Origin of the sequence: Rhizobium sp. L1K21 (assembly GCF_024055895.1) — a bacterium.
In the GTDB taxonomy this organism is placed as follows: domain Bacteria; phylum Pseudomonadota; class Alphaproteobacteria; order Rhizobiales; family Rhizobiaceae; genus Ensifer_A.
This window is the reverse complement of sequence record NZ_JAMXLE010000001.1, coordinates 2,052,673-2,071,913: the sequence shown is the minus strand read 5'-3', so window position 1 is coordinate 2,071,913 and position 19,241 is coordinate 2,052,673. Positions and strand designations below refer to the sequence as shown.

19 protein-coding genes are annotated in these 19,241 nt (G+C 57.1%); 10 read left to right on the top strand and 9 right to left on the bottom strand.

Annotation, left to right across the window (positions count from 1 at the left end):
* Positions 1 to 319: 319 nt before the first annotated feature.
* The 3 genes from NHF56_RS09950 to NHF56_RS09940 form a co-directional block, all read right to left on the bottom strand.
* Positions 320 to 2,320 carry an ATP-binding protein gene (locus tag NHF56_RS09950; RefSeq protein ID WP_252803895.1) on the bottom strand — a complete coding sequence of 667 codons (2,001 nt, stop codon included), beginning with the start codon at positions 2,318 to 2,320 and terminating at the stop codon, positions 320 to 322.
* On the bottom strand, positions 2,317 to 3,408 hold the full coding sequence (locus tag NHF56_RS09945; RefSeq protein ID WP_252803894.1) for a DNA cytosine methyltransferase: 1,092 nt from the start codon (positions 3,406 to 3,408) through the stop codon (positions 2,317 to 2,319). Before NHF56_RS09945 ends, NHF56_RS09950 begins: the two co-directional genes overlap by 4 nt.
* A gap of 507 nt (positions 3,409 to 3,915) precedes the next feature.
* Positions 3,916 to 5,010: a calcium:proton antiporter gene (locus NHF56_RS09940; RefSeq protein WP_373456271.1), complete on the bottom strand. Its 1,095-nt coding sequence runs from the start codon at positions 5,008 to 5,010 to the stop codon at positions 3,916 to 3,918.
* A gap of 132 nt (positions 5,011 to 5,142) precedes the next feature.
* Here NHF56_RS09940 and NHF56_RS09935 point away from each other — a divergent pair, with 132 nt between their 5' ends.
* Positions 5,143 to 5,538, top strand: coding sequence for a cupin domain-containing protein (locus NHF56_RS09935; RefSeq protein WP_252803893.1), 396 nt, complete (start codon positions 5,143 to 5,145; stop codon positions 5,536 to 5,538).
* 9 nt (positions 5,539 to 5,547) lie between these two features.
* Here the strand turns inward: NHF56_RS09935 and NHF56_RS09930 are convergent, their stop codons facing one another.
* Positions 5,548 to 6,423, bottom strand: coding sequence for a hypothetical protein (locus NHF56_RS09930; protein ID WP_252803891.1), 876 nt, complete (start codon positions 6,421 to 6,423; stop codon positions 5,548 to 5,550).
* A gap of 407 nt (positions 6,424 to 6,830) precedes the next feature.
* Here NHF56_RS09930 and NHF56_RS09925 point away from each other — a divergent pair, with 407 nt between their 5' ends.
* Entirely contained in the window at positions 6,831 to 7,016 is a 186-nt protein-coding gene (locus tag NHF56_RS09925; RefSeq protein WP_252803888.1) for a hypothetical protein, read from the top strand.
* Between the two features lie 22 nt (positions 7,017 to 7,038).
* On the opposite strand, the gene NHF56_RS09920 is transcribed toward NHF56_RS09925, so the two are convergent.
* Positions 7,039 to 7,932, bottom strand: a complete 894-nt coding sequence (locus NHF56_RS09920) for an RTX toxin (protein ID WP_252803886.1) — start codon at positions 7,930 to 7,932, stop codon at positions 7,039 to 7,041.
* A gap of 195 nt (positions 7,933 to 8,127) precedes the next feature.
* Between NHF56_RS09920 and NHF56_RS09915 the strand changes: the two genes are divergently transcribed.
* Positions 8,128 to 8,322 carry a hypothetical protein gene (locus NHF56_RS09915; RefSeq protein WP_252803883.1) on the top strand — a complete coding sequence of 65 codons (195 nt, stop codon included), beginning with the start codon at positions 8,128 to 8,130 and terminating at the stop codon, positions 8,320 to 8,322.
* A gap of 45 nt (positions 8,323 to 8,367) precedes the next feature.
* Here the strand turns inward: NHF56_RS09915 and NHF56_RS09910 are convergent, their stop codons facing one another.
* Together NHF56_RS09910 and NHF56_RS09905 are read right to left on the bottom strand one after the other, a co-directional pair.
* Complete coding sequence (locus tag NHF56_RS09910; RefSeq protein ID WP_252803879.1) at positions 8,368 to 9,294, bottom strand: calcium/sodium antiporter; 927 nt, start codon at positions 9,292 to 9,294, stop codon at positions 8,368 to 8,370.
* Between the two features lie 116 nt (positions 9,295 to 9,410).
* Positions 9,411 to 10,457 (bottom strand): aldo/keto reductase, encoded by a 1,047-nt coding sequence (locus NHF56_RS09905; RefSeq protein WP_252803877.1) that lies wholly within the window; start codon positions 10,455 to 10,457, stop codon positions 9,411 to 9,413.
* Positions 10,458 to 10,645: 188 nt separating this feature from the next.
* Between NHF56_RS09905 and fabD the strand changes: the two genes are divergently transcribed.
* From fabD to gmk, 7 genes are all read left to right on the top strand, one after another.
* A complete protein-coding gene (gene fabD / locus NHF56_RS09900; protein WP_252803875.1) occupies positions 10,646 to 11,590 on the top strand; it encodes an ACP S-malonyltransferase in 945 nt (314 codons plus the stop codon).
* 32 nt (positions 11,591 to 11,622) lie between these two features.
* On the top strand, positions 11,623 to 12,360 hold the full coding sequence (gene fabG, locus NHF56_RS09895; RefSeq protein ID WP_252803874.1) for a 3-oxoacyl-[acyl-carrier-protein] reductase: 738 nt from the start codon (positions 11,623 to 11,625) through the stop codon (positions 12,358 to 12,360).
* A gap of 274 nt (positions 12,361 to 12,634) precedes the next feature.
* Positions 12,635 to 12,871 carry an acyl carrier protein gene (locus NHF56_RS09890; protein ID WP_252803873.1) on the top strand — a complete coding sequence of 79 codons (237 nt, stop codon included), beginning with the start codon at positions 12,635 to 12,637 and terminating at the stop codon, positions 12,869 to 12,871.
* Positions 12,872 to 13,053: 182 nt separating this feature from the next.
* Positions 13,054 to 14,319 (top strand): beta-ketoacyl-ACP synthase II, encoded by a 1,266-nt coding sequence (fabF, locus tag NHF56_RS09885; RefSeq protein ID WP_252803871.1) that lies wholly within the window; start codon positions 13,054 to 13,056, stop codon positions 14,317 to 14,319.
* A 167-nt stretch (positions 14,320 to 14,486) separates the two neighbouring features.
* Positions 14,487 to 15,656: an endolytic transglycosylase MltG gene (gene mltG / locus NHF56_RS09880; RefSeq protein WP_252803869.1), complete on the top strand. Its 1,170-nt coding sequence runs from the start codon at positions 14,487 to 14,489 to the stop codon at positions 15,654 to 15,656.
* A 181-nt stretch (positions 15,657 to 15,837) separates the two neighbouring features.
* Complete coding sequence (locus NHF56_RS09875; RefSeq protein ID WP_252803867.1) at positions 15,838 to 16,725, top strand: YicC/YloC family endoribonuclease; 888 nt, start codon at positions 15,838 to 15,840, stop codon at positions 16,723 to 16,725.
* 6 nt (positions 16,726 to 16,731) lie between these two features.
* Positions 16,732 to 17,382: a guanylate kinase gene (gene gmk / locus NHF56_RS09870; protein ID WP_252803864.1), complete on the top strand. Its 651-nt coding sequence runs from the start codon at positions 16,732 to 16,734 to the stop codon at positions 17,380 to 17,382.
* Here gmk and rsmA read toward each other — a convergent pair whose 3' ends face one another.
* Both rsmA and pdxA read right to left on the bottom strand, forming a co-directional pair.
* Positions 17,383 to 18,210 (bottom strand): 16S rRNA (adenine(1518)-N(6)/adenine(1519)-N(6))-dimethyltransferase RsmA, encoded by an 828-nt coding sequence (rsmA, locus tag NHF56_RS09865; RefSeq protein ID WP_252803863.1) that lies wholly within the window; start codon positions 18,208 to 18,210, stop codon positions 17,383 to 17,385. It lies immediately after the preceding gene.
* A complete protein-coding gene (gene pdxA, locus NHF56_RS09860) occupies positions 18,207 to 19,238 on the bottom strand; it encodes a 4-hydroxythreonine-4-phosphate dehydrogenase PdxA (RefSeq protein WP_252803861.1) in 1,032 nt (343 codons plus the stop codon). The genes rsmA and pdxA overlap by 4 nt, the downstream gene beginning before the upstream one ends.
* Between the last annotated feature and the right edge of the window lie 3 nt (positions 19,239 to 19,241).

Sequence of the window (19,241 nt, the reverse complement as noted above, 5' to 3'; positions counted from 1 at the left end):
GGGTCACTTTGCTCCCACCTCAGGATGAGGCTGGAGCGGGCCGTTGCGCATCCATCCATCATGCCGGACTTGATCCGGCATCCAGCCACCGCGCGTCTGCGCGGTGAAAGGACCTTGTTCGTAGGGATGGAAAAGAGTCTCCCGCGCGCAAGACTTCACGCTGCTGGACCCCAGATTAGGTCTGGGGTGACAGAGGAGAGTTGGTGCCGCAAAAGCGGCCTTTATGCCTCAAGGAGGCCGTCTCGAAGGGCGGGGTCAGTCAGTGGCTTAAATGGAGGGGGGAGTGGACTGGCAGGTTTTGAATATCCTGATACCGGGACTACGAACTAACTGATGGGACGAAGTTTTCGATATCATCAAAAACCTTCCAAAGCTTATCGACCTTCTTATGCTCTTCGATATAGTCCTGATACGCCGATTGGGCATTATTTAGAAGTTCGTCATAAAGCACAATCCGCGCATCTACGGTCTTGAGCTGGTCAATGACGCCTTGCTTGCCCGTACCCACGGCATCATACCATTCGGGCGGATACCTACCGAGCAGGCATATGATTTCTATCGGCCAGCCCTTCTCCCTCGTCCCGTCGATGATCTTCCTTACGCCGTCACGGTAAGACCTAATTTGTTTGGTCAAATCGTCAAGATGCACTGATACCGTCGCCCGCTTTAGCTCAATTATGACGTGCTTTCCGACAGCCGTACGATAGGCGAGGTCAACACGCGCGTTTTTTTCCTTCTTGTTCAGCTTGCCTGTGTTTTCCTGGAGAAACTTGTTCACCTTCGTTTCGGAGTGCTCCGAGCCTTTCGCTCGTTCCCAGGACGGGTCTAGAAGCCAAAGGTGTTCCTTGATGAAGTCTCTGATGACAAGTTCCTTGTCGTTCTCAGCAATCTTGCTCTGAAGAGTCTTTATGACGCCGAGGCGAAGCTTAACGATCTGTCCGTAAAAGCTGAGTTCGAGATCGTCTATCTCTTCGAATATCTCAAGGATGTGAGAGACGCTTTCATCCTTCAGATCGTCGAGCCGATCAAGTTGTTCTTTACGACGGTAGCTCTCGAAAGCCAGAATCGAAGCCTTCAACAAGTCTTTCTTGTATGCGTCATCCGGCGAACGGATCGTGTTCAGGCGACCGATCCAACGTTCGGCCTTCTTCTTCGTGTCTCCTTGCAATTGCCCCAGCCAATCCGACACGGCAGGAACGGTTGAGGCGAATTTCGCGCCATCCGCCCTTCGCCATTCGCTCCAGCGACTAGCGATATGGCGGAGTTCGGAAAGAACGACGCGGCGCAACGCTTCAAAGCGCGGGTCGTCTTCTTTGAGGGATTGGCGGCTGCTCGTCGCGATGTCGCCCTTTTCATCGACGTCCAGTTCCTCGCAGTGAAGTTCGCCGATGATGTAGTCGGCGTAAATTTCCTTCTGCCCAAAGATATCTAGAACGTCTTCCTGAGCCATCTTGCCGCGCATGAAGATGGCGATCCTGTTGAGATTGTCGCCTTCTTCATCCTTGAGTTGGCTCGGACTGGAAACTGTGCCGATCCAGCCCCCGATGCTAATTCCGGCCTTCTTCAATTCGTCGGCGATGATGTGTAGCCTCGGCTCAGCAGGTCGTTCGAGATTTTTGCAGGAACTAGCGAATGCAGTTTGGTCGCCGTAAGTCCAAAGGTATTGAAGTGCGTTGTGATAACCGCGATCGTCGGGGCCTACCTCATGCCCGTCGATCGACACGATGAAATCGTTCTTCGGCCCTATCACCGAGAAGCGGCGTGCGACCCTTCGCTTTAATCCTTCGACTGTCATCCCTGAAAGAGATTTCGATATTTTCGAGAGTACGATCCGCGTGCCTACGGTCAAGTCGGAAGGCCAGTCGATCAACTCCTCTGGCTTGTAGGTGTTTTCGCCCTTGCCGGCGATAGCCTTTCGAATTACCTCCCGATCCATGCGAAACGCAGTGCGCTCGCGGTTCAAAGTAGTGAAGATGTCGGCAACCTGCGCGATGGAAAAGATTGACAGCTTGCCGATGCCCTTGCGCCCCATCGGTTTTCGCCCGAGCGCCGTGACATCCCCCAACTCGTCGCGTCGTTTGAAGCCTACCGTCAGGAAGCGATCAATGACGCCATCGCGATCCATCCCAGTTCCATCATCCTCAATTGTGATGGTTTCGGCCACTTTATCGATCGTAACTTGGACCTTCTTCGCATCCGCATCCCAAGCGTTGGCGACGACTTCCGACAGGACCGCAGGAATGTTGCTATAGAGGTTGATGCCCAAATGCTCCAAGGCATTGAGGCTGATCGTCATGACCAGTTCCCGCTGCCCCGTCATTCGGCATTTTCCAGATGCGATCGTACTGCGCGCGCGATCGCCGCAGCGAGCTTGACGGGAACGGCATTACCGATCAACCGGCCAACTGCCTTGAACTGGATTCGTTTTCCAGGCGGCACGAACTCGTAATCACGGGGAAAACCCTGCAACATTGCCCCTTCGCGGAGTGACAATGCTCTGGGCTGTTCGGGGTGGCCGAAGCGACCGTTACCGAAGCCGAAGAACTGCGTAGTGATCGTGGGGGATGGCTCGTCCCACTTCATGCGACCATATACCGAAGAATAGCCTCGGCCCGTTTCCACCTTGTGGCACTTGGCAACTAGATCGTCGTCCCAGTCCCTCCAAGTTCCGCCAGGCTTGGATGCGTCGATACGGCGAACATTGATCGCCGACAGGCGACTCGTGCGGTGAAGTGGATCGGCTTCGTCCGCCTCACCGTGACTTAGCGCCGGCAAAGCTCCGATTTCGTCCATCACGGTTCTATACTTGTCCCTATGCGTCGGTTCGGGCAGCGCGATAGGGCCGAGCCTAGAAGCCAACAGAACCAACCGGCTACGCGTTTGAGCGAGGCCGAAATCGGGGCCGTAGAGCACTTTCCAGACGACATGATAATCCGACGCTTCCAGGCGATCGACAAACTGACGGAATACCGAGCCATCCTTGAAGTTCAGAAGGCGGGGAACGTTCTCCATAGAGACTACATCAGGGCGCACTTGATTGATCAGATTGCCGAAATACGACAGTAGATTCCATTTCGGATCGTCGTTCTTCTGATTGTAAGTCGAGAATGGTTGGCAGGGCGCGCAGCCCACCAGAACACGACGCTTCCCCGGAACGAACAGCCTCTCGACTTCCGATCCCGTCAACCTCGCGACATCTCGCCTGATGAATGGCGCATCGTTGTTGTGTTCGAAGGCGTATCGGCAAGCTTCGTCTGTATCAATGCCTCCCACGATGTCGAATCCTTCCGAATGGAAGCCATGCGACAAACCGCCAGCACCACAGAACAGATCAACTACCGTGGCGCGCGGCTTTTTTTCTCTCTGAGGCCCGACCTTGGCCTCTTTTGTCGGGCTCGCAGCCGTCATTTCAATTTCCTCCGATCCTTCAACTCCTCTTCGGGTACCTCAATGCCAGCGGCAGCGAGGGCCTTCAGGACGATCACCCTCATGGGATCGCCAGTTTCTGCCGATCGTAACCTCAGGCTCTTCTTAGTGGAGTGAGGGACAGAAATTTGAAGGTTTTCTTCGATCTCCGTGGATGTCGCAGGCTGCATGTCGGACCCCTTACACGAAATCATGATAGCATGATTTCAAATGCCTGCAAACGATTTGATTCAACGATATGGAAGCGTAACTCATTGTAATGAGGATGTTTATTCAAGATATAGATTCCAAAGACGCGCATTTCAGTCCTACGAACGCAGGGTTGATTGTTTGGAAGAGTATCCTCCACAGGGCTCCGATTGTATTCGAACATTCTCCTGGCCTTTAAGAGAACTTTATGAACGGTGTCTGCTCTTGGGAGCGCCAGATTCGGCTTCGATTGACCGGCTTGAAAGCCCAAGATCGCCCGAAGAAAACAGCGTCTCCCCCTCACAACCCCATCACCGTCAGCATCACAAACGTCGCAAACAGCACAAAATGGGCCATGCCCTCAATCGCGTTGGTTTCGCCGTCGGAGAAGTTGATGGCGGCCACCACGATGGTGATGCCGGTCATGACGGTTTGGGTGGGGGTCATGGCCATCTGGATGTGGTGATCGGTGATCAGCGACAGGGCTTCCATGATCGGCACCGTGAGGATGACGGTGGAGAGCGATGCGCCCATGGCGATGTTGACGACGACCTGCATGCGGTTGGCAAGGGCGGCGCGTAGAGCCGTCAGCACTTCCGGTGCCGCTGACATGGCGGCAACGAGAACGGCAATGAGGCCAAGCGGTGCGCCGGTGCCTTTCAGGCCGGTATTCAGAAGCGGGCTCATGACCTCGGCCATGGCGCCAACGAGAATGATGCCGACGGCTAGGCCGATGACAGCGCCGGTGACACTGCCTTTCAATTCCTGTTCATGGGCCTCGCGATCAGCACCCTGGCCGCGCGGATAGACGTAAGAGAAGAAATAGCTGTGCTGGCCCACCTGCATGCGCACGAAAAGCGAATAGAGCGTGAGCATGGCCGCAATGGTGAAGATGGAATAGGTAACGCGGCTTGCTTCGGGAATGAATTCCGGCACGATCATGGAAATGCCCATGGCAGTCAGGATCATGACAGCATAGGTGCGGCCCGAATCGTCATTATAGGATTGCTCGCCGTGGCGCAGGCCGCCGAGAAGGGCGGCAAGGCCGATCATGCCGTTAATGTCTATCATCACGGCGGAATAGATCGTGTCGCGCACCAGCGTCGGCTCGCTTTCGCCCGCCTGCATGATGATCGCCAGGATGACCACCTCGACGGCCACCGCCGATATGGTGAGGATCATCGAACCGTAAGGATCGCCAACGCGCGCAGCCAGGACTTCGGCATGGTGGGCAATGCGCGTGGACACAAGGATCATGGCAAGCACGATCACCGCCGTGGCAACAAGCGCCACCGTCTGCCCGTGTCCCACCAGAGAATGCTCGCCAAAGATCGCACCGACGGCAACAAGCGCGCCGATGATCATGAAAATCTCGTTTTTCAGAATCTTGGTCATGGCCCAAGGTATGGACTACATGCCGGTTGATGGCAAATGGCTTTACATCTCTTTTTGAGGGCAAATGGCGCGCGCGGCCGAAAACGATGGTATGAGGGGGACACGCAAGAAGAGGCAAACAGGGAGACGACCATGGAGATCAAACGCGCAGGCGCGCAGCCATCGACCAGGGGGCCGTCTGACTGGTTCAGCGGAACGGTTCGTCTCGACCCGCTGTTTCCGGTCAAGCCACCATCGCAGGTCGCCGCCAACCTGGTGACATTCGAGCCGGGCGCACGGACGAACTGGCACACGCATCCGCTGGGGCAGATGCTGATCGTGACGGCAGGCTGTGGCCGGGTGCAGCGCGAGGGCGGCCCTGTGGAGGACATCCGCCCTGGCGACGTGGTGATTTTCGATCCCGGCGAACGCCACTGGCATGGCGCAGGTCCGGATACGGCCATGTCCCACATCGCCATTCAGGAATCCGTCGACGGCAAGGCGGTCGACTGGCTGGAACCGGTCAGCGATGTGGATTATCGGGGATAAAAACGCGGCTTACCCCAGGCCCTTCAGGGCTTCGGCTTCGGTGGTCGTTGCAGCGTTGATCACCAGCGAACCCTTGTTGGCGTCATAGGAAACGGTGGCCTTGTCAGCACCTTCCATGTTCACCGAGATCGAGCCGCCATCGGCGAATGCGATGCTGACGGTGTTGCCGTCAACGCTCCATTTGGCATCTGCCATGTCCTGCCGGCTGGTGCCGTCCTCGTTGAAGAGGTTGATTTCCACAGGGCCGTTGGAGGTGATCGTGTCCTTGCCGTCGCCTTCGAAGTAATAATATTGCGCAGCGCGCTCGCCATTGTTGGTGATGTTGACGGTGTCATTGCCCGAACCGCCGGTCACCAGGGTGATGTTTTCGCCTTCGATATTGAGCGTGTCATTGCCTTCACCGCCATTGACGAAAGCAACCGTGCCGCCGGATTTGATGCTGATCGTGTCATTGCCATCGCCACCGGCAATGATGCCGACATTGCCGCCCGCATCGATATCGATCGTGTCGTTGCCCTCACCGGAAAAGACGCCGATGGTTTCGCGCTCCGAGCGGATGTTGATCGTGTCATTGCCCGCACCGCTGCCGATGGAATAGGCGCGCGCGGCAATCACGGAAATGTCGTCATTGCCCTTGTCGGTCTCAACGCTGGTAACGTTCGCATTGGTGGCAACGCCCACGGATGTATTGCCATTGGCCTGCTGGACAATGTTGAGAATGGAATCGATGGCGCGTGCTGCAGCATCCTGATACTGCCCCGAAACCGCTGCGGAGGCTGCATAGGTACTGTTCTTGCTGGTCTGTTCAACCGAGGCCGATTGAAACAGATTGACAGTATAGTTCTGACTGAAACTCGCACTGATACGGGAAGATACGCCGATCATAATGACCTCCAAAAAATAGCGTCCCGCACTTCGTCCCCGAAGTCGGTCATGACGCCGCCTACGTCTTCTGAGCGTAAACTAGGAAATTATGGTTAATAGAGTGTTAACCCCAAGCACATCGGGATTAACAGAATTAGTGATGGTGTAGGGCGCCAGTAATACCGTCTGGATAAACTTGCCGGCGAATTGAAGATGTTCCGTCAATGTCTCAGCTTGTCTGAAACGCTTTGGCATTCGACGAAATTTCGCCCGATTGGCGAAGACTATCGGCCTGGTTTTGAGGCCGGCATCCGCAATCTCATCACATTTGCATTCATTAGGGTTTGACGAAAGATATTGAGCAGCCGTTAAGCGCGCGGGCGTATTCTTCCATGCAGGAAAGACCTTCAGCTGAAGAGGAGGCTGATATGGGTAATATTCTTGCTAGTTCTGGCGTTCTCATGATGGGGATCGGCGTTTTGCTGGCCGGTGCCGGTTTGTTCCTTTGGGGCCTGCGCACCTACCTGAAACCCAAGACGGATGCCGACGATCTGGACGGTGATCTTCTCCATGACCGCGCCGGAAAACCCTCATTGGTCAACATGAAGCGCTAGACACGGCACCTAAAGGCGTTGCTCAGCCGATCGACAGGGTGAGAACGCCGTCTTCAACGCCGAATTCGTAAGCGCTTGGGTCTGAGCCATTGGTGAGTGTGACCGCAATAGCGTCGCCATTGGCACCCTTCACCGTGAGCGTCGTGCCTTCGGTGCTGATCGTCAGGTCGTTGGCCGTGTAGCCAAAGGTGAAGTTGATCTTCAGCGGTCCGTCGGTGCTGATTTTGTCGCTGCCATCTCCGGCGGCGTAGTTATATTCGGCGGCTTTTTCACCCTTGTTGGTGATGGTGATTGTATCGTCACCGGTGCCGCCGGAAAGAGAAATGCGCTCGCCGGTCACTTCGATCGTGTCGTTGCCGTCACCGCCTGTGACGCCCATGACGGTTTTGGCATTCACGCGCAAGGTATCGTCGCCCGCGCCGCCGTCGAAGTCTTTGGCAAAGGAACCGGAGAAGTTGATCACGTCATCACCGTCGCCGCCGGAAACATCCATCGCGGTCTCAGCCGTCAGGTTCAGCTTGTCGCTGCCCGCACCACCGTTCAGATTGGAAATCGCGCCCGTCTTCACGGTCACGGTATCGTCGCCGTCGCCGGCATCGACATTGTAGAGGCCGACAGATTTGAACGTCAGCGTGTCATCGCCCGACGTGCCGGTAGCGGCGGTAATATAGCCACTTGTCTCATCGACGCGGGGAGAGCCCGTATCGTCGCCGTCATCGTTCAGTCCATTGAGGATTTCGGCAATGCGGGCCATGGCGCGGTCAGTGGCGCTGGCATAGCCCTCTGCACTTCGGTCTACATATGCAAAGTGACCGGTCGATGCGGCAGCGTTCGACGGTGCATCGGCTTTGGTAAAAAGCTGCGTGGCATATTGGCGCGCATAGGCGCTCGAGAAAAACGCATTCACAGAGGTCATCGCCAGCCTTCTACACGGGTACAAGCCGAAGAGCTTTATCGAGAGCGGCACCATAGCGGTGCCGGGTTAAGATTTTGTTGAGAATTTCCCTCAAAGCCCGGTGATGGAACAATGCGGTAAGCATCTACGTTGATCCTTCACACGTCTGTGCCGCAACCGCACAGGCAGAAGGATGAATACGACAGGAGGATGACCGTGACTGTTGAAGTGAAGGAAACGAAGGCGAAACAGGGCGACAAGTCGAGCTTCACGCTGAAGATCCTGCTTTATTCGCTGGCAGCAGCGGCCTTGATCTGGATTGCCGCAGAAGCCTATCAGTCATTCGTCATCGATCCGAATGCCAGCAACTCCAATGTGAACCAGAACGAAGAGCCAGGCGCGCTGAACTGACCGGCGTCAGTTATGCTGTCTAGCGGCAATTATGCGCCCCGTGACCTAGAAAAGCAGGGCGGTGTAGACGGCGTAGGAAGCAACCAGCGTGCCGCCGACAAGACGTCCGATGGGTTTGCCGAAATAGAGAAGTGCCGTGAAGGCGAGCGACGCAGCCACCATGACCGGCACATCGAAATAGGCAAAATGGCGGTCCACGCTGATCGGGTGAATAACGACCGTGACACCCAGAATTCCCAAAATATTGAAAATATTCGAGCCGATGACATTGCCGATGGCAATATCCGGGTTGCGGCGGAAGGCTGCAATGGCTGCCGTTGCAAGCTCCGGCAGACTGGTGCCGACAGCCACGACGGTCAGCCCGATCACCGCTTCGGAAATGCCGAAATCACGGGCGATGCTGGTTGCGCCCCGAACAAGCATTTCGGCACCGGCAAACAGCACGATCAGACCGCCGATGACCTGTGGAATGGTGATTTTGAGTGGGGCGACAGGTTCAAGCACTTCTTCGGAAACGGCACTTTCCCCATCCGCGCGCCCCTTTTTGTAAGACCAGAAGAGGTAGAGCGAGAGCAGTGCCAGCATGATAAGGCCCGGAAGTCGGCCTATCACATCAAACTGGACGAAAAGCAGCGTTAAGAGCGCAACACCGGTCATGATCAGGACGTTGATGGGGGCCGATCCGTCCCATTTGTGCATGGGGTAGATAAGGGCTCCAACGCCGAGGATGAGAAGAATATTCGCCGTCGATGAGCCAACGACATTGCCAAGCGCAATAGCCGGTGAACCGGAAAGCGCGGCGCTGACGGAAACCAGCAACTCGGGCATCGATGTTCCAAAGCCAACGATGACCAGAGAGACCAGAAGTGTGGGCATGCCGAGCATCTTGGCCAGTGATATCGCGCCCTTTAGAAGCCATTCGGCACCAAAATAAAGCGCGACCAAACCACCGACGACGAGTACAAATTCCATTAAGTCCGACCTGTTTGCGAAAAATTCATTGTCACCTCATTTAAGGTGCGCGGCGTTGAATTCCAGTGAGCCGCGCCAACTTATTTTAGCAATTGGACAGAAGACCACGCCCGGGATCAGATCGGCAACGGATACTTGCGATGCACGGCATTGATCTCGTCAAGAACCGCGCTTGACAACGTAACATCGGCGGCACCGATGTTGCGCTTGAGCTGTTCCATGCTGGTTGCGCCAATGATGACGGAGGTCATGAAATAGCGCGACGCGCAGAAGGCCAGTGCCATCTGCTCCGGCAGCAGATCGTGGCGCTTGGCAATATCGAGATAGGCTGCAACCGGCTCTTTCCAGTAATCCTTGGCGATGCGGCCCCCGAGGTCGGTGTTGATGGACATGCGCGAACCGGCAGGCACTGAACCATCCTGATATTTGCCGGTCAGAAGCCCGGCTGCAAGCGGTGTATAGGCCAAGAGACCGACCTTGGTGTGATGGGCGATCTCGGCCAAATCGGTGTCGAACTTCCGGTCCAGGAGGTTATATTCATTCTGGATCGACTGCAGGCGCGGAAGACCGTGCTCCTTGGCCAGTTCCAGCATTTTCATGACACCCCAGGACGTATCGTTCGAGACGCCGATTGCACGGATCTTGCCGGCCTTCACGTGTCTGCCCAGCGCTTCGAGAATAGAGTGGAGATCGGCAATTTCCTTTTCCGTGTCCTGCGTGGAGGCGTCATAAGCCCAGTTCGAACGGAAGGCGTAGGAGCCGCGGTTGGGCCAGTGAAGCTGATAGAGATCGACATGATCCACGCCGAGGCGCTTGAGGCTCAAATCGAGAGCCTTGTCGACTTCTTCCGCCGAGATGGGAACCCCGCCGCGAATATAGTCGCGTCCGCGTCCGCTGATCTTGGTGGCCAGCACAACGTCGTTGCGCTTGCCCGTCTTCTTGAACCAGCTGCCGATATATTCTTCCGTGCGGCCTTGCGTTTCGGCTGCATTCGGCGTTGTCGGGTAAAGTTCGGCGGTGTCCCAGAAATTGACGCCCTTTTCGAGTGCGTAGTCCATCTGTTCATGGGCTTCGGCTTCGGAATTCTGAGAGCCCCATGTCATGGTTCCCAGGCAGATTTCCGAAACCTTGATGCCGGTCGTTCCAAGCTCGTTATACTTCATAATGAAACAATCCCCTTTTCAATGGGGCGCAATGTAGGGCTTTCAAACACAACAACAAGGTTCAATGCCAAAAAACACCCTCTGGGCCCGGTTCCAGCCCACCGAGATGGGGGCGAAAGGGCCGTCTGCCTTGACTTGGCCACCAAGAATGTGAATGGAGAGGGCAGTATAAAAGTTAGGGAAACACCATGGCTATTGCATTTACCTTTCCGGGGCAGGGAAGCCAATCCGTCGGCATGGGCAAGGAACTGGCGGACGCTTTTCCGGAAGCCAAAGCCGTTTTCGACGAGGTCGACGAGGCGCTCGGCGAAAAGCTGTCCACCATCATGTGGGACGGACCTGAAGACACGCTGACCCTGACTGCCAATGCCCAGCCCGCTCTGATGGCCGTTTCAATGGCCGCCATCCGGGTGATGGAGGCGCGCGGACTCGACCTGAAGGCAAAGGTTGCCTATGTGGCCGGTCACTCGCTGGGCGAATATTCAGCCCTGTGCGCCGCTGGCACATTCTCGCTGTCCGATACGGCACGGCTGTTGCGCATTCGCGGCAATGCCATGCAGGCCGCCGTTCCGGCAGGCAAGGGTGCGATGGCAGCGATCATTGGTCTGGAACATGGTGATGTGGAAGCCGTTTGCGCCGAAGCGTCCGACGCAGGCTCCTGTCAGATCGCCAACGACAATGGCGGCGGCCAGCTGGTCATTTCCGGCGAAAAGGCAGCCGTTGAAAAGGCAGCGGAACTGGCAAGCGCCAAGGGCGCAAAACGGGCGATCATGCTGCCGGTTTCCGCGCCTTTCCATTCAAGCCTCATGGCGCCTGCCGCAGACTCCATGCGCGAGGCGCTGGCAAAGGTCGAAAAGAACGATCCGGTTGTTCCGGTGATTGCCAATGTACGCGCTACCCCGGTTTCCGATGCGGCAACGATCGCCGATCTTCTCGTCGCGCAGGTCACCGGCCAGGTGCGCTGGCGCGAAACAGTCGAGTGGTTTGGCCAGAACGGCGTCGACACGCTCTATGAAATCGGCTCCGGCAAGGTGCTGACCGGGCTTGCGCGCCGCATCGACCGCAATGTCAGCGGCGTTGCCGTCAATTCGCCGGACGATATTGCCAAAGCGCTCGAAACACTGCTCGGTTAATTCCCAAGCCCTATACGATTAAGGACTGAACCATGTTTGAACTCACTGGCCGCAAGGCATTGATCACCGGCGCATCCGGCGGCATTGGCGAGGAAATCGCCCGCATGCTCCATGCCCAGGGCGCCATTGTCGGCCTGCACGGGACGCGTGTTGAAAAGCTGGAGGCGCTGGCCTCCGAACTTGGCGAACGCGCCCATATTTTCCCGGCAAACCTGTCAAACCGCGATGAGGTGAAGGCGCTCGGCCAGAAGGCTGAAGAGGTGCTGGAAGGCGTCGATATTCTGGTCAACAATGCCGGGATCACCAAGGATGGTCTCTTTGTCCGTATGTCGGACGAGGACTGGGATTCGGTCATGGAAATCAACCTGACCGCCATGTTCCGCCTGACGCGTGAACTGACACATCCGATGATGCGCCGCCGCTATGGCCGCATCATCAACATTACCTCTGTTGTCGGTGTGACAGGCAATCCCGGCCAGGCAAACTATTGCGCCTCCAAGGCCGGCATGATCGGCTTTTCCAAGTCACTCGCGCAGGAAATCGCGCCGCGCAACGTAACGGTCAACTGTGTTGCACCGGGCTTCATCGAAAGCGCCATGACCGGCAAGCTGAACGACAAGCAGAAAGACGCCATCATGGGCGCAATCCCCATGCGCCGCATGGGCACGGGTGTTGAAGTGGCCTCTGCGGTTGCCTATCTTGCTTCAAACGAAGCTTCGTACGTCACCGGACAGACAATTCACGTCAACGGCGGCATGGCGATGATTTGATCAGGACTTGCCTTTGACCGCTCGATATTTGATGTTGAAGGGGGCGCTTTGGGCGCAAATTCAGGCTTTGACTTCGCGCTAAAGCGTGTTAATCGGCGTCTGACTGAAGTCAGTCACCCGCAGACGCGGTTGGTTAATCGGTTTAAGGTGAGCCGCCGCGCCATACGGGGATTGAGAACATGCCGTACTGGATAATCGTTCAGGCACGGTGAAAAACAATTGAGCGGAATCCGAGAAGGAACCGCTGGAAAAGACAAGGGTCGAGGATACCGACATGAGCGATACCGCAGAACGCGTGAAGAAAATTGTTGTTGATCATCTTGGCGTTGATGCCGACAAGGTTGTTGAAGGCGCAAGCTTTATCGACGATCTGGGTGCCGACTCTCTCGACACCGTTGAACTGGTTATGGCTTTCGAAGAAGAATTCGGCATCGAAATCCCCGATGATGCTGCTGATTCCATTCTCACTGTTGGCGATGCGGTCAAGTTCATTGAGAAGGCTCAGGCTTAATCTGAGCGCCTGATACAGGCCATGTGGGCGGGCTTCATGGCCCGCTCGGGTCCGGTTTGCCGGGCCCTTTTTGCATTCAGGACCTGTTTTTGTCGAGAATAAAGCGTTTGGCGGGCACGTGCATGCAATGAACCGCCACCGGGTGAGATAAAAGCCCGGATGCTCTGCCGGAGGAAGTGAATATGAGGCGCGTTGTAATCACCGGATTGGGTATGTTGACACCGCTCGGCTGTGGTGTGGACGAAACCTGGAAGAATATTCTGGCCGGCAAGAGCGGAGCCATCAAGGTCACCGATTTCGAGACCGACGATCTGCCCGCCAAGATTGCCTGCCGTCTTCCCTTCGGCGATGGCACCAACGGCACATTCAACGCCGACGACTGGATGGAGCCGAAGGAACAGCGCAAGGTTGATCCCTTCATCGTTTATGCCATGGCCGCTGCTGATATGGCACTTGATGACGCCAACTGGCACCCGGAAAGCGATGACGATCAATGTGCGACCGGCGTGCTGATCGGTTCGGGCATCGGCGGTATCGAAGGCATTGTCGAAGCGGGTTACACGCTGCGCGACAAGGGACCCCGCCGCGTATCGCCTTTCTTCATTCCAGGCCGCCTGATCAATCTGGCGTCCGGTCAGGTTTCCATTCGCCACAAGCTGCGCGGGCCGAACCATTCGGTGGTAACGGCATGTTCAACGGGTGCACACGCCATCGGCGACGCATCGCGCCTGATTGCGCTGGGCGATGCTGACGTCATGGTGGCCGGCGGTACGGAATCGCCTGTCAGCCGCATTTCGCTCGCTGGTTTTGCGGCCTGCAAGGCACTTTCGACAGCTTATAATGAAACACCGGAAAAGGCCTCGCGTCCCTATGACCGCGACCGCGACGGTTTCGTGATGGGTGAGGGTGCCGGCATCGTCGTTCTCGAGGAGCTGGAACATGCCAAGGCGCGCGGCGCGAAGATCTATGCCGAAGTGGTCGGCTACGGGCTTTCGGGCGACGCATTCCACATCACGGCCCCGTCGGAAGACGGCGAGGGCGCGTTCCGCTGCATGACCATGGCGCTGAAGCGCGCAGGATTGACCGCCGCAGACGTCGATTACATCAATGCGCACGGCACCTCCACCATGGCCGATACGATTGAACTTGGCGCCGTCGAGCGTCTTGTGGGCGATCACGCCAGCAAGGTGTCGATGTCGTCGACAAAATCGGCAACCGGCCACCTTCTGGGTGCAGCCGGAGCCATCGAGGCGATCTTCTCCACATTGGCAATCCATGACAACGTGGCGCCACCGACGCTGAACCTGGACAACCCAGATGTTGAAACCGCAATCGATCTCGTGCCGCACAAGGCACGCAAGCGGGAGATCAATGTGGCGCTGTCCAACTCGTTCGGGTTTGGTGGTACAAACGCCTCACTCGTATTGAAACGTTATAGCGCGGATTGATCGTCACGGTTGATTGACCGTGTACGGCGAATATGGCTTGAAGTGCCGGTCCCGCTTTCGCCGTATTGGCGCATAAAGAATGACTCGTGGCCGTTATAGGCCGAGAACACGAATTGGTGCGGCATTTTCAAAAGCCTGCGCCAAATCTGAAGGTTTGAGGAAAAACGTTGAACGAGACCGACGACAATAAGAACAACGAAAAATCGGCCAAAGAGAGCGGTTCGTCCCGTCCGATTATCCCGGTTTCCGCCAAGGAGGCGCTGAGACCCGAACGCGTGCAGCAGCCGCAAAGCGCTGTTCGCTCGAAGAAATCGCGCAGCCAGGTGGTCATTTTTCTGAACTTCGTGATGACGACGATCGTTTTCATCACGATCGCGATCGGCGGCGTGGCCTATTACGCGCTGTCGGAATATTCCGAGCCGGGCCCGGCAGAGGTCAACAAGAACTTCCTGGTCCGGCCGGGCGCATCCGTCGGCGATATAGCCAACGCTCTGGAGCGCAACAATATCGTTTCGGATTCGCGCATTTTCCAATATGTCTCGCGTGTCTATCTCAAAGGCCGCACGCTGAAGGCCGGTGAATACGAGATCAAGGCGCATGCCAGCATGCGTGAAGTGGCCGACGTGATTGCCTCAGGCAAGTCCATTCTCTATTCGGTCACCATCCCCGAAGGTCTGACCACCAAGCAGATTTTTGAACGTCTGGCCGCGGATGATATGCTGGACGGAAGCCTGCCATCAGAATTGCCGCCGGAAGGCAGCCTGAGGCCGGAAACCTACAAGTTCACGCGTGGAACGACGCGCGCGGAAATCGTCGCGCAGATGTCGCGGGCGCAAAGCGACCTTGTTGACGACATTTGGTCGAAGCGCGAAGAGGGCCTGCCGATCCAAACGAAGGAAGAGTTCGTCACGCTCGCCTCCATCGTCGAAAAGGAAACCGGCAAGGCCGATGAGCGTTCGCGCGTTGCCGCCGTCTTCCTCAACCGGCTGAACAAGGGCATGCGTCTGCAGTCGGATCCAACGATCATCTATGGTCTGTTCGGTGGCGACGGCAAACCCGCAGACCGGCCGATCTACCAGTCTGATCTGAAAAAGGAAACGCCCTACAACACCTATGTGATCAACGGTCTGCCGCCAACGCCGATCGCCAATCCAGGACGCGCGTCTTTGGAGGCCGTGGCAAACCCGTCGCATACCAACGATCTCTATTTCGTGGCTGACGGCACAGGCGGACACGTCTTTTCCGATAACCTTGACGATCACAATGCCAATGTTAAGCGCTGGCGCAAGATCAGGGCCGAACAGGAGGCCGCCGGCGAGACGCAAGAGGGGCAATAAGACCCGCTCTTGGTTGCGCGATGTAGCGCTGCCAATTGGAATCGGTCTATGTTGCCCACCGGGCGGGAGCCGGTTCAAAGGCTCAAAATGATACGGACGGGAGCGCCCATTCCACAAGGCGCTGGCCGTCCGTTATTTTTTCAAAGCACGGGCGGTAAGACGCTCGTGCCGGGGGATGAGAATGACATTGCAATCGATGACCGGCTTTGCCCGCACGGAAGGAACCAGCGGTCGCTATCGCTGGGCCTGGGAACTACGCTCGGTCAACGGCAAGGGGCTGGATGTCCGCCTGCGCTTGCCGCCCGGTCTGGAGGGGCTGGAAACGGAATGCCGCAAGCGCATTTCAGCGCAATTTACCCGCGGCAACATGCAGGTTGGATTGACCGTTTCCGCACTGGAGGAGAAGGTCGAGGCGATCGTCAACGAGGACGCGCTGGCCGCCATTCTGGCGTTGAAGACGAAGCTCGGCGACAGGATCGATCCGGCTCCGCTCAAGTTCGACACGCTCCTGATGATGCGCGGCGTGGTTGACTTGAAAGAACCGGATGAAGCCGAAAGCCAGATGGAGAGCCGCAACAGCGATTTTCTGGACGGCTTGTCTGCCGCGATCACCGCCATGCGGGAGATGCGCGAAAAGGAAGGCGCTGCATTGCGCGAAGTCTTGCTGGGTCAGGTTTCAAGCATCGAAGCGCTGGCGCTGAAAGTGGAAAACGATCCGTCGCGAAGCGCTGCAGACATTGCCCAACGCCTTCAGCGCCAGGTGGAAGCACTTCTCACCGACACCGCAAATCTGGACCGCGACCGGCTCTATGCGGAAGCAGCCCTTCTGGCGGCCAAATCCGATTTGCGCGAAGAAATTGACCGGCTGAAGGCGCATGTGGCTGCGGCCCGCGACCTTCTTGGTAAAGGTGGTCCGGTCGGCAGAAAGCTCGATTTTCTTGCACAGGAATTTAACCGGGAAACCAATACAATCTGCTCCAAGTCGAACGCAATTGCCGTGACCGAGGCGGGGCTGGAACTGAAAGTCATTATCGACCAGTTCCGCGAACAGGTTCAGAATTTGGAGTAGGGGACGATGGCGGATCAAAAAGAAGAGGCTTTGGCCATTGAGCGAAGAGGATTGATGGTGGTGATTTCATCACCATCCGGGGCCGGGAAGTCGACGATCTCGCGAAACCTGCTTGATAGCGACCGGAACCTCTCGCTTTCGGTGAGCGTGACCACGCGCAAGAAACGCGGCAGCGAAATCGACGGCATTCACTATCACTTCTTGAGTGAAAGAGAATTTGAACGTCTCAGAGACGACGATGCGCTTCTGGAATGGGCTGAGGTGCATTCCAACTTCTATGGCACGCCACGCGAAGACGTTGAGAAGGCCATGAAGGACGGCCGCGACATGTTGTTCGACATCGACTGGCAGGGCGCGCTGCAGCTGCAGGACAAGATGCGCGGTGATGTCGTGTCCATTTTCATTCTGCCGCCCTCCATGGCCGAACTCCGCTCGCGCCTTCATCGCCGTGCCGAAGACAGCGAAGAGGTGATCGCAACGCGGCTTGCCAATGCCAAGGCCGAGATCGAACACTGGCACGAATATGACTATGTGGTGGTGAATGATGATCTGGAACGGGCCTTCGGCGCCGTTCGCTCGATCGTTGAAGCCGAGCGCCTGCGTCGCGACCGTCGCCCCGGTCTCTTCAATTTCGTGACCGAACTGCTATCGGAATAATCAGATCAGATTGGCAAGGCGGCAGAACTCTTCAACCGAGAGCGTTTCTGCCCGCCGCTGCGGATCGATATCCGCCTTGTTCAAGAGAGCCTCGCCGCCAAGCGACTTGAGGCTCTGCCTGAGCATCTTGCGGCGCTGTCCAAAGGCAGCTTCCGTCACGCGTTCAAGCTTTTTCACATCGCAAGGGATGGGGTTCTCGCGCGGAGTGAGATGAACCACCGTCGAGGTGACCTTGGGCGGTGGCGTAAACGCCTGTGGGGGCACGTCAAAGGCCATATGGGCCTCTGTTCGCCATCCGCAAAGAACGCCCAGACGACCGTAGTGATTGTCGCCCGGCTTTGCCACGATACGCTGGCCCACCTCGCGCTGGAACATCAGCGTGAGTGATTGCCAAAAAGGCGGCCAATCTTTCAAGAGAAGCCAGTTGATGAGCAGTTGCGTGCCGACATTATAGGGCAGGTTGGCGATGATGCAGCAGGGACCGTCGCCGGCAAGGGAAGCGAAGTCTATCTTCAGCGCATCACCTTCGATCACCTCGAGACGGCCCGGATAATGGCCTGAAACCTCTTCCATGGCAGGAAGGCAGCGGCTGTCGCGTTCAACGGCGATCAGCTTTTTTGCGCCGAGCGAAAGAATGGCGCGGGTGAGGCCGCCGGGACCGGGACCGACCTCGAACACCGTCATGTCGTTGAGGGGGCCAGCCGTGCGGGCAATCTTCTGGGTCAGGTTCAGGTCGAGCAGAAAGTTCTGCCCGAGCGACTTCTTGGCATCCAGTCCATGTTTGGAAATCACATCCGCCAGCCGCGGCAAACCGTCGATTGCGCTCATACCGGGACGGTTCCTGAATGATGCGCCATCTCGGCGGCCATCTTCAACGCGGCGATCATGCTGTCGGGCCGTGCCTTCCCGGTGCCGGCAATGGAAAAGGCCGTGCCGTGGTCTGGCGAGGTGCGGATGATCGGCAGGCCGAGCGTGACATTGACCGCATCGTCAAAGCCCAGTGCCTTGGCCGGAATGAGCGCCTGATCGTGATACATGCAGACCGCAACATCATATCCGTCGCGGGCGGCCTTGTGGAACATGGTGTCGCCAGGCAGCGGACCAAAGGCATCTATGCCTTCGCCCACCAGCGTCTCGATAGCCGGGCGGATGATCGCGTCGTCTTCACCGCCAAGTGCGCCACTTTCTCCCGCATGCGGATTCAAGCCGGAGATCGCAAGGCGCGGTTTCGAAATGCCAAAGCGCGCCTTCAGATCCCGGTCGATGATGCGGCAGGTTTTCTCAATGAGTGCGCTGTTCAAAGCGCCCGGCACAGCCGATAGCGGAATGTGGATGGTGACGGGGACCGTCTTGAGTTCCGGCCCGGCAATCATCATGACTGGAAGGGGGGCATTGCCGTTTGCATCCGCGCAAAGGGCTGCAAGATATTCGGTATGCCCGGGAAACTGGAAACCGGCCTCATAGAGCACCGATTTTGCAATGGGGCAGGTGACCACCGCCGCCGCTTTGTTTGTCTGCACGGCCTCAACGGAAAGGCGAATGGCATCGATGGTCGTCTGTGCTGAACCAGATTGCGGTCTACCCGCAATGACGGGTTCTTTCAACGCCAGCGGCAAAACCGGAAGGGCGGTGTCGAACACGCTGGCGGCGTCCTCGTAAGAACACTCTTTCAGCGCCAGGTCCACGCCCAGGAGCTTGGCCCGTTCGCGGAGAACCGTGGGATTTGCAAGCGCGATGAACGGCTTCAGGTGATGCACATTCCGAGCCTGCCAGGCACCTATCAGGATGTCCGGACCGACACCGGCAGGATCGCCCTGGCTGACAGCCAAGGGCAAGGGAATATGCTCTGTTGCCATCGT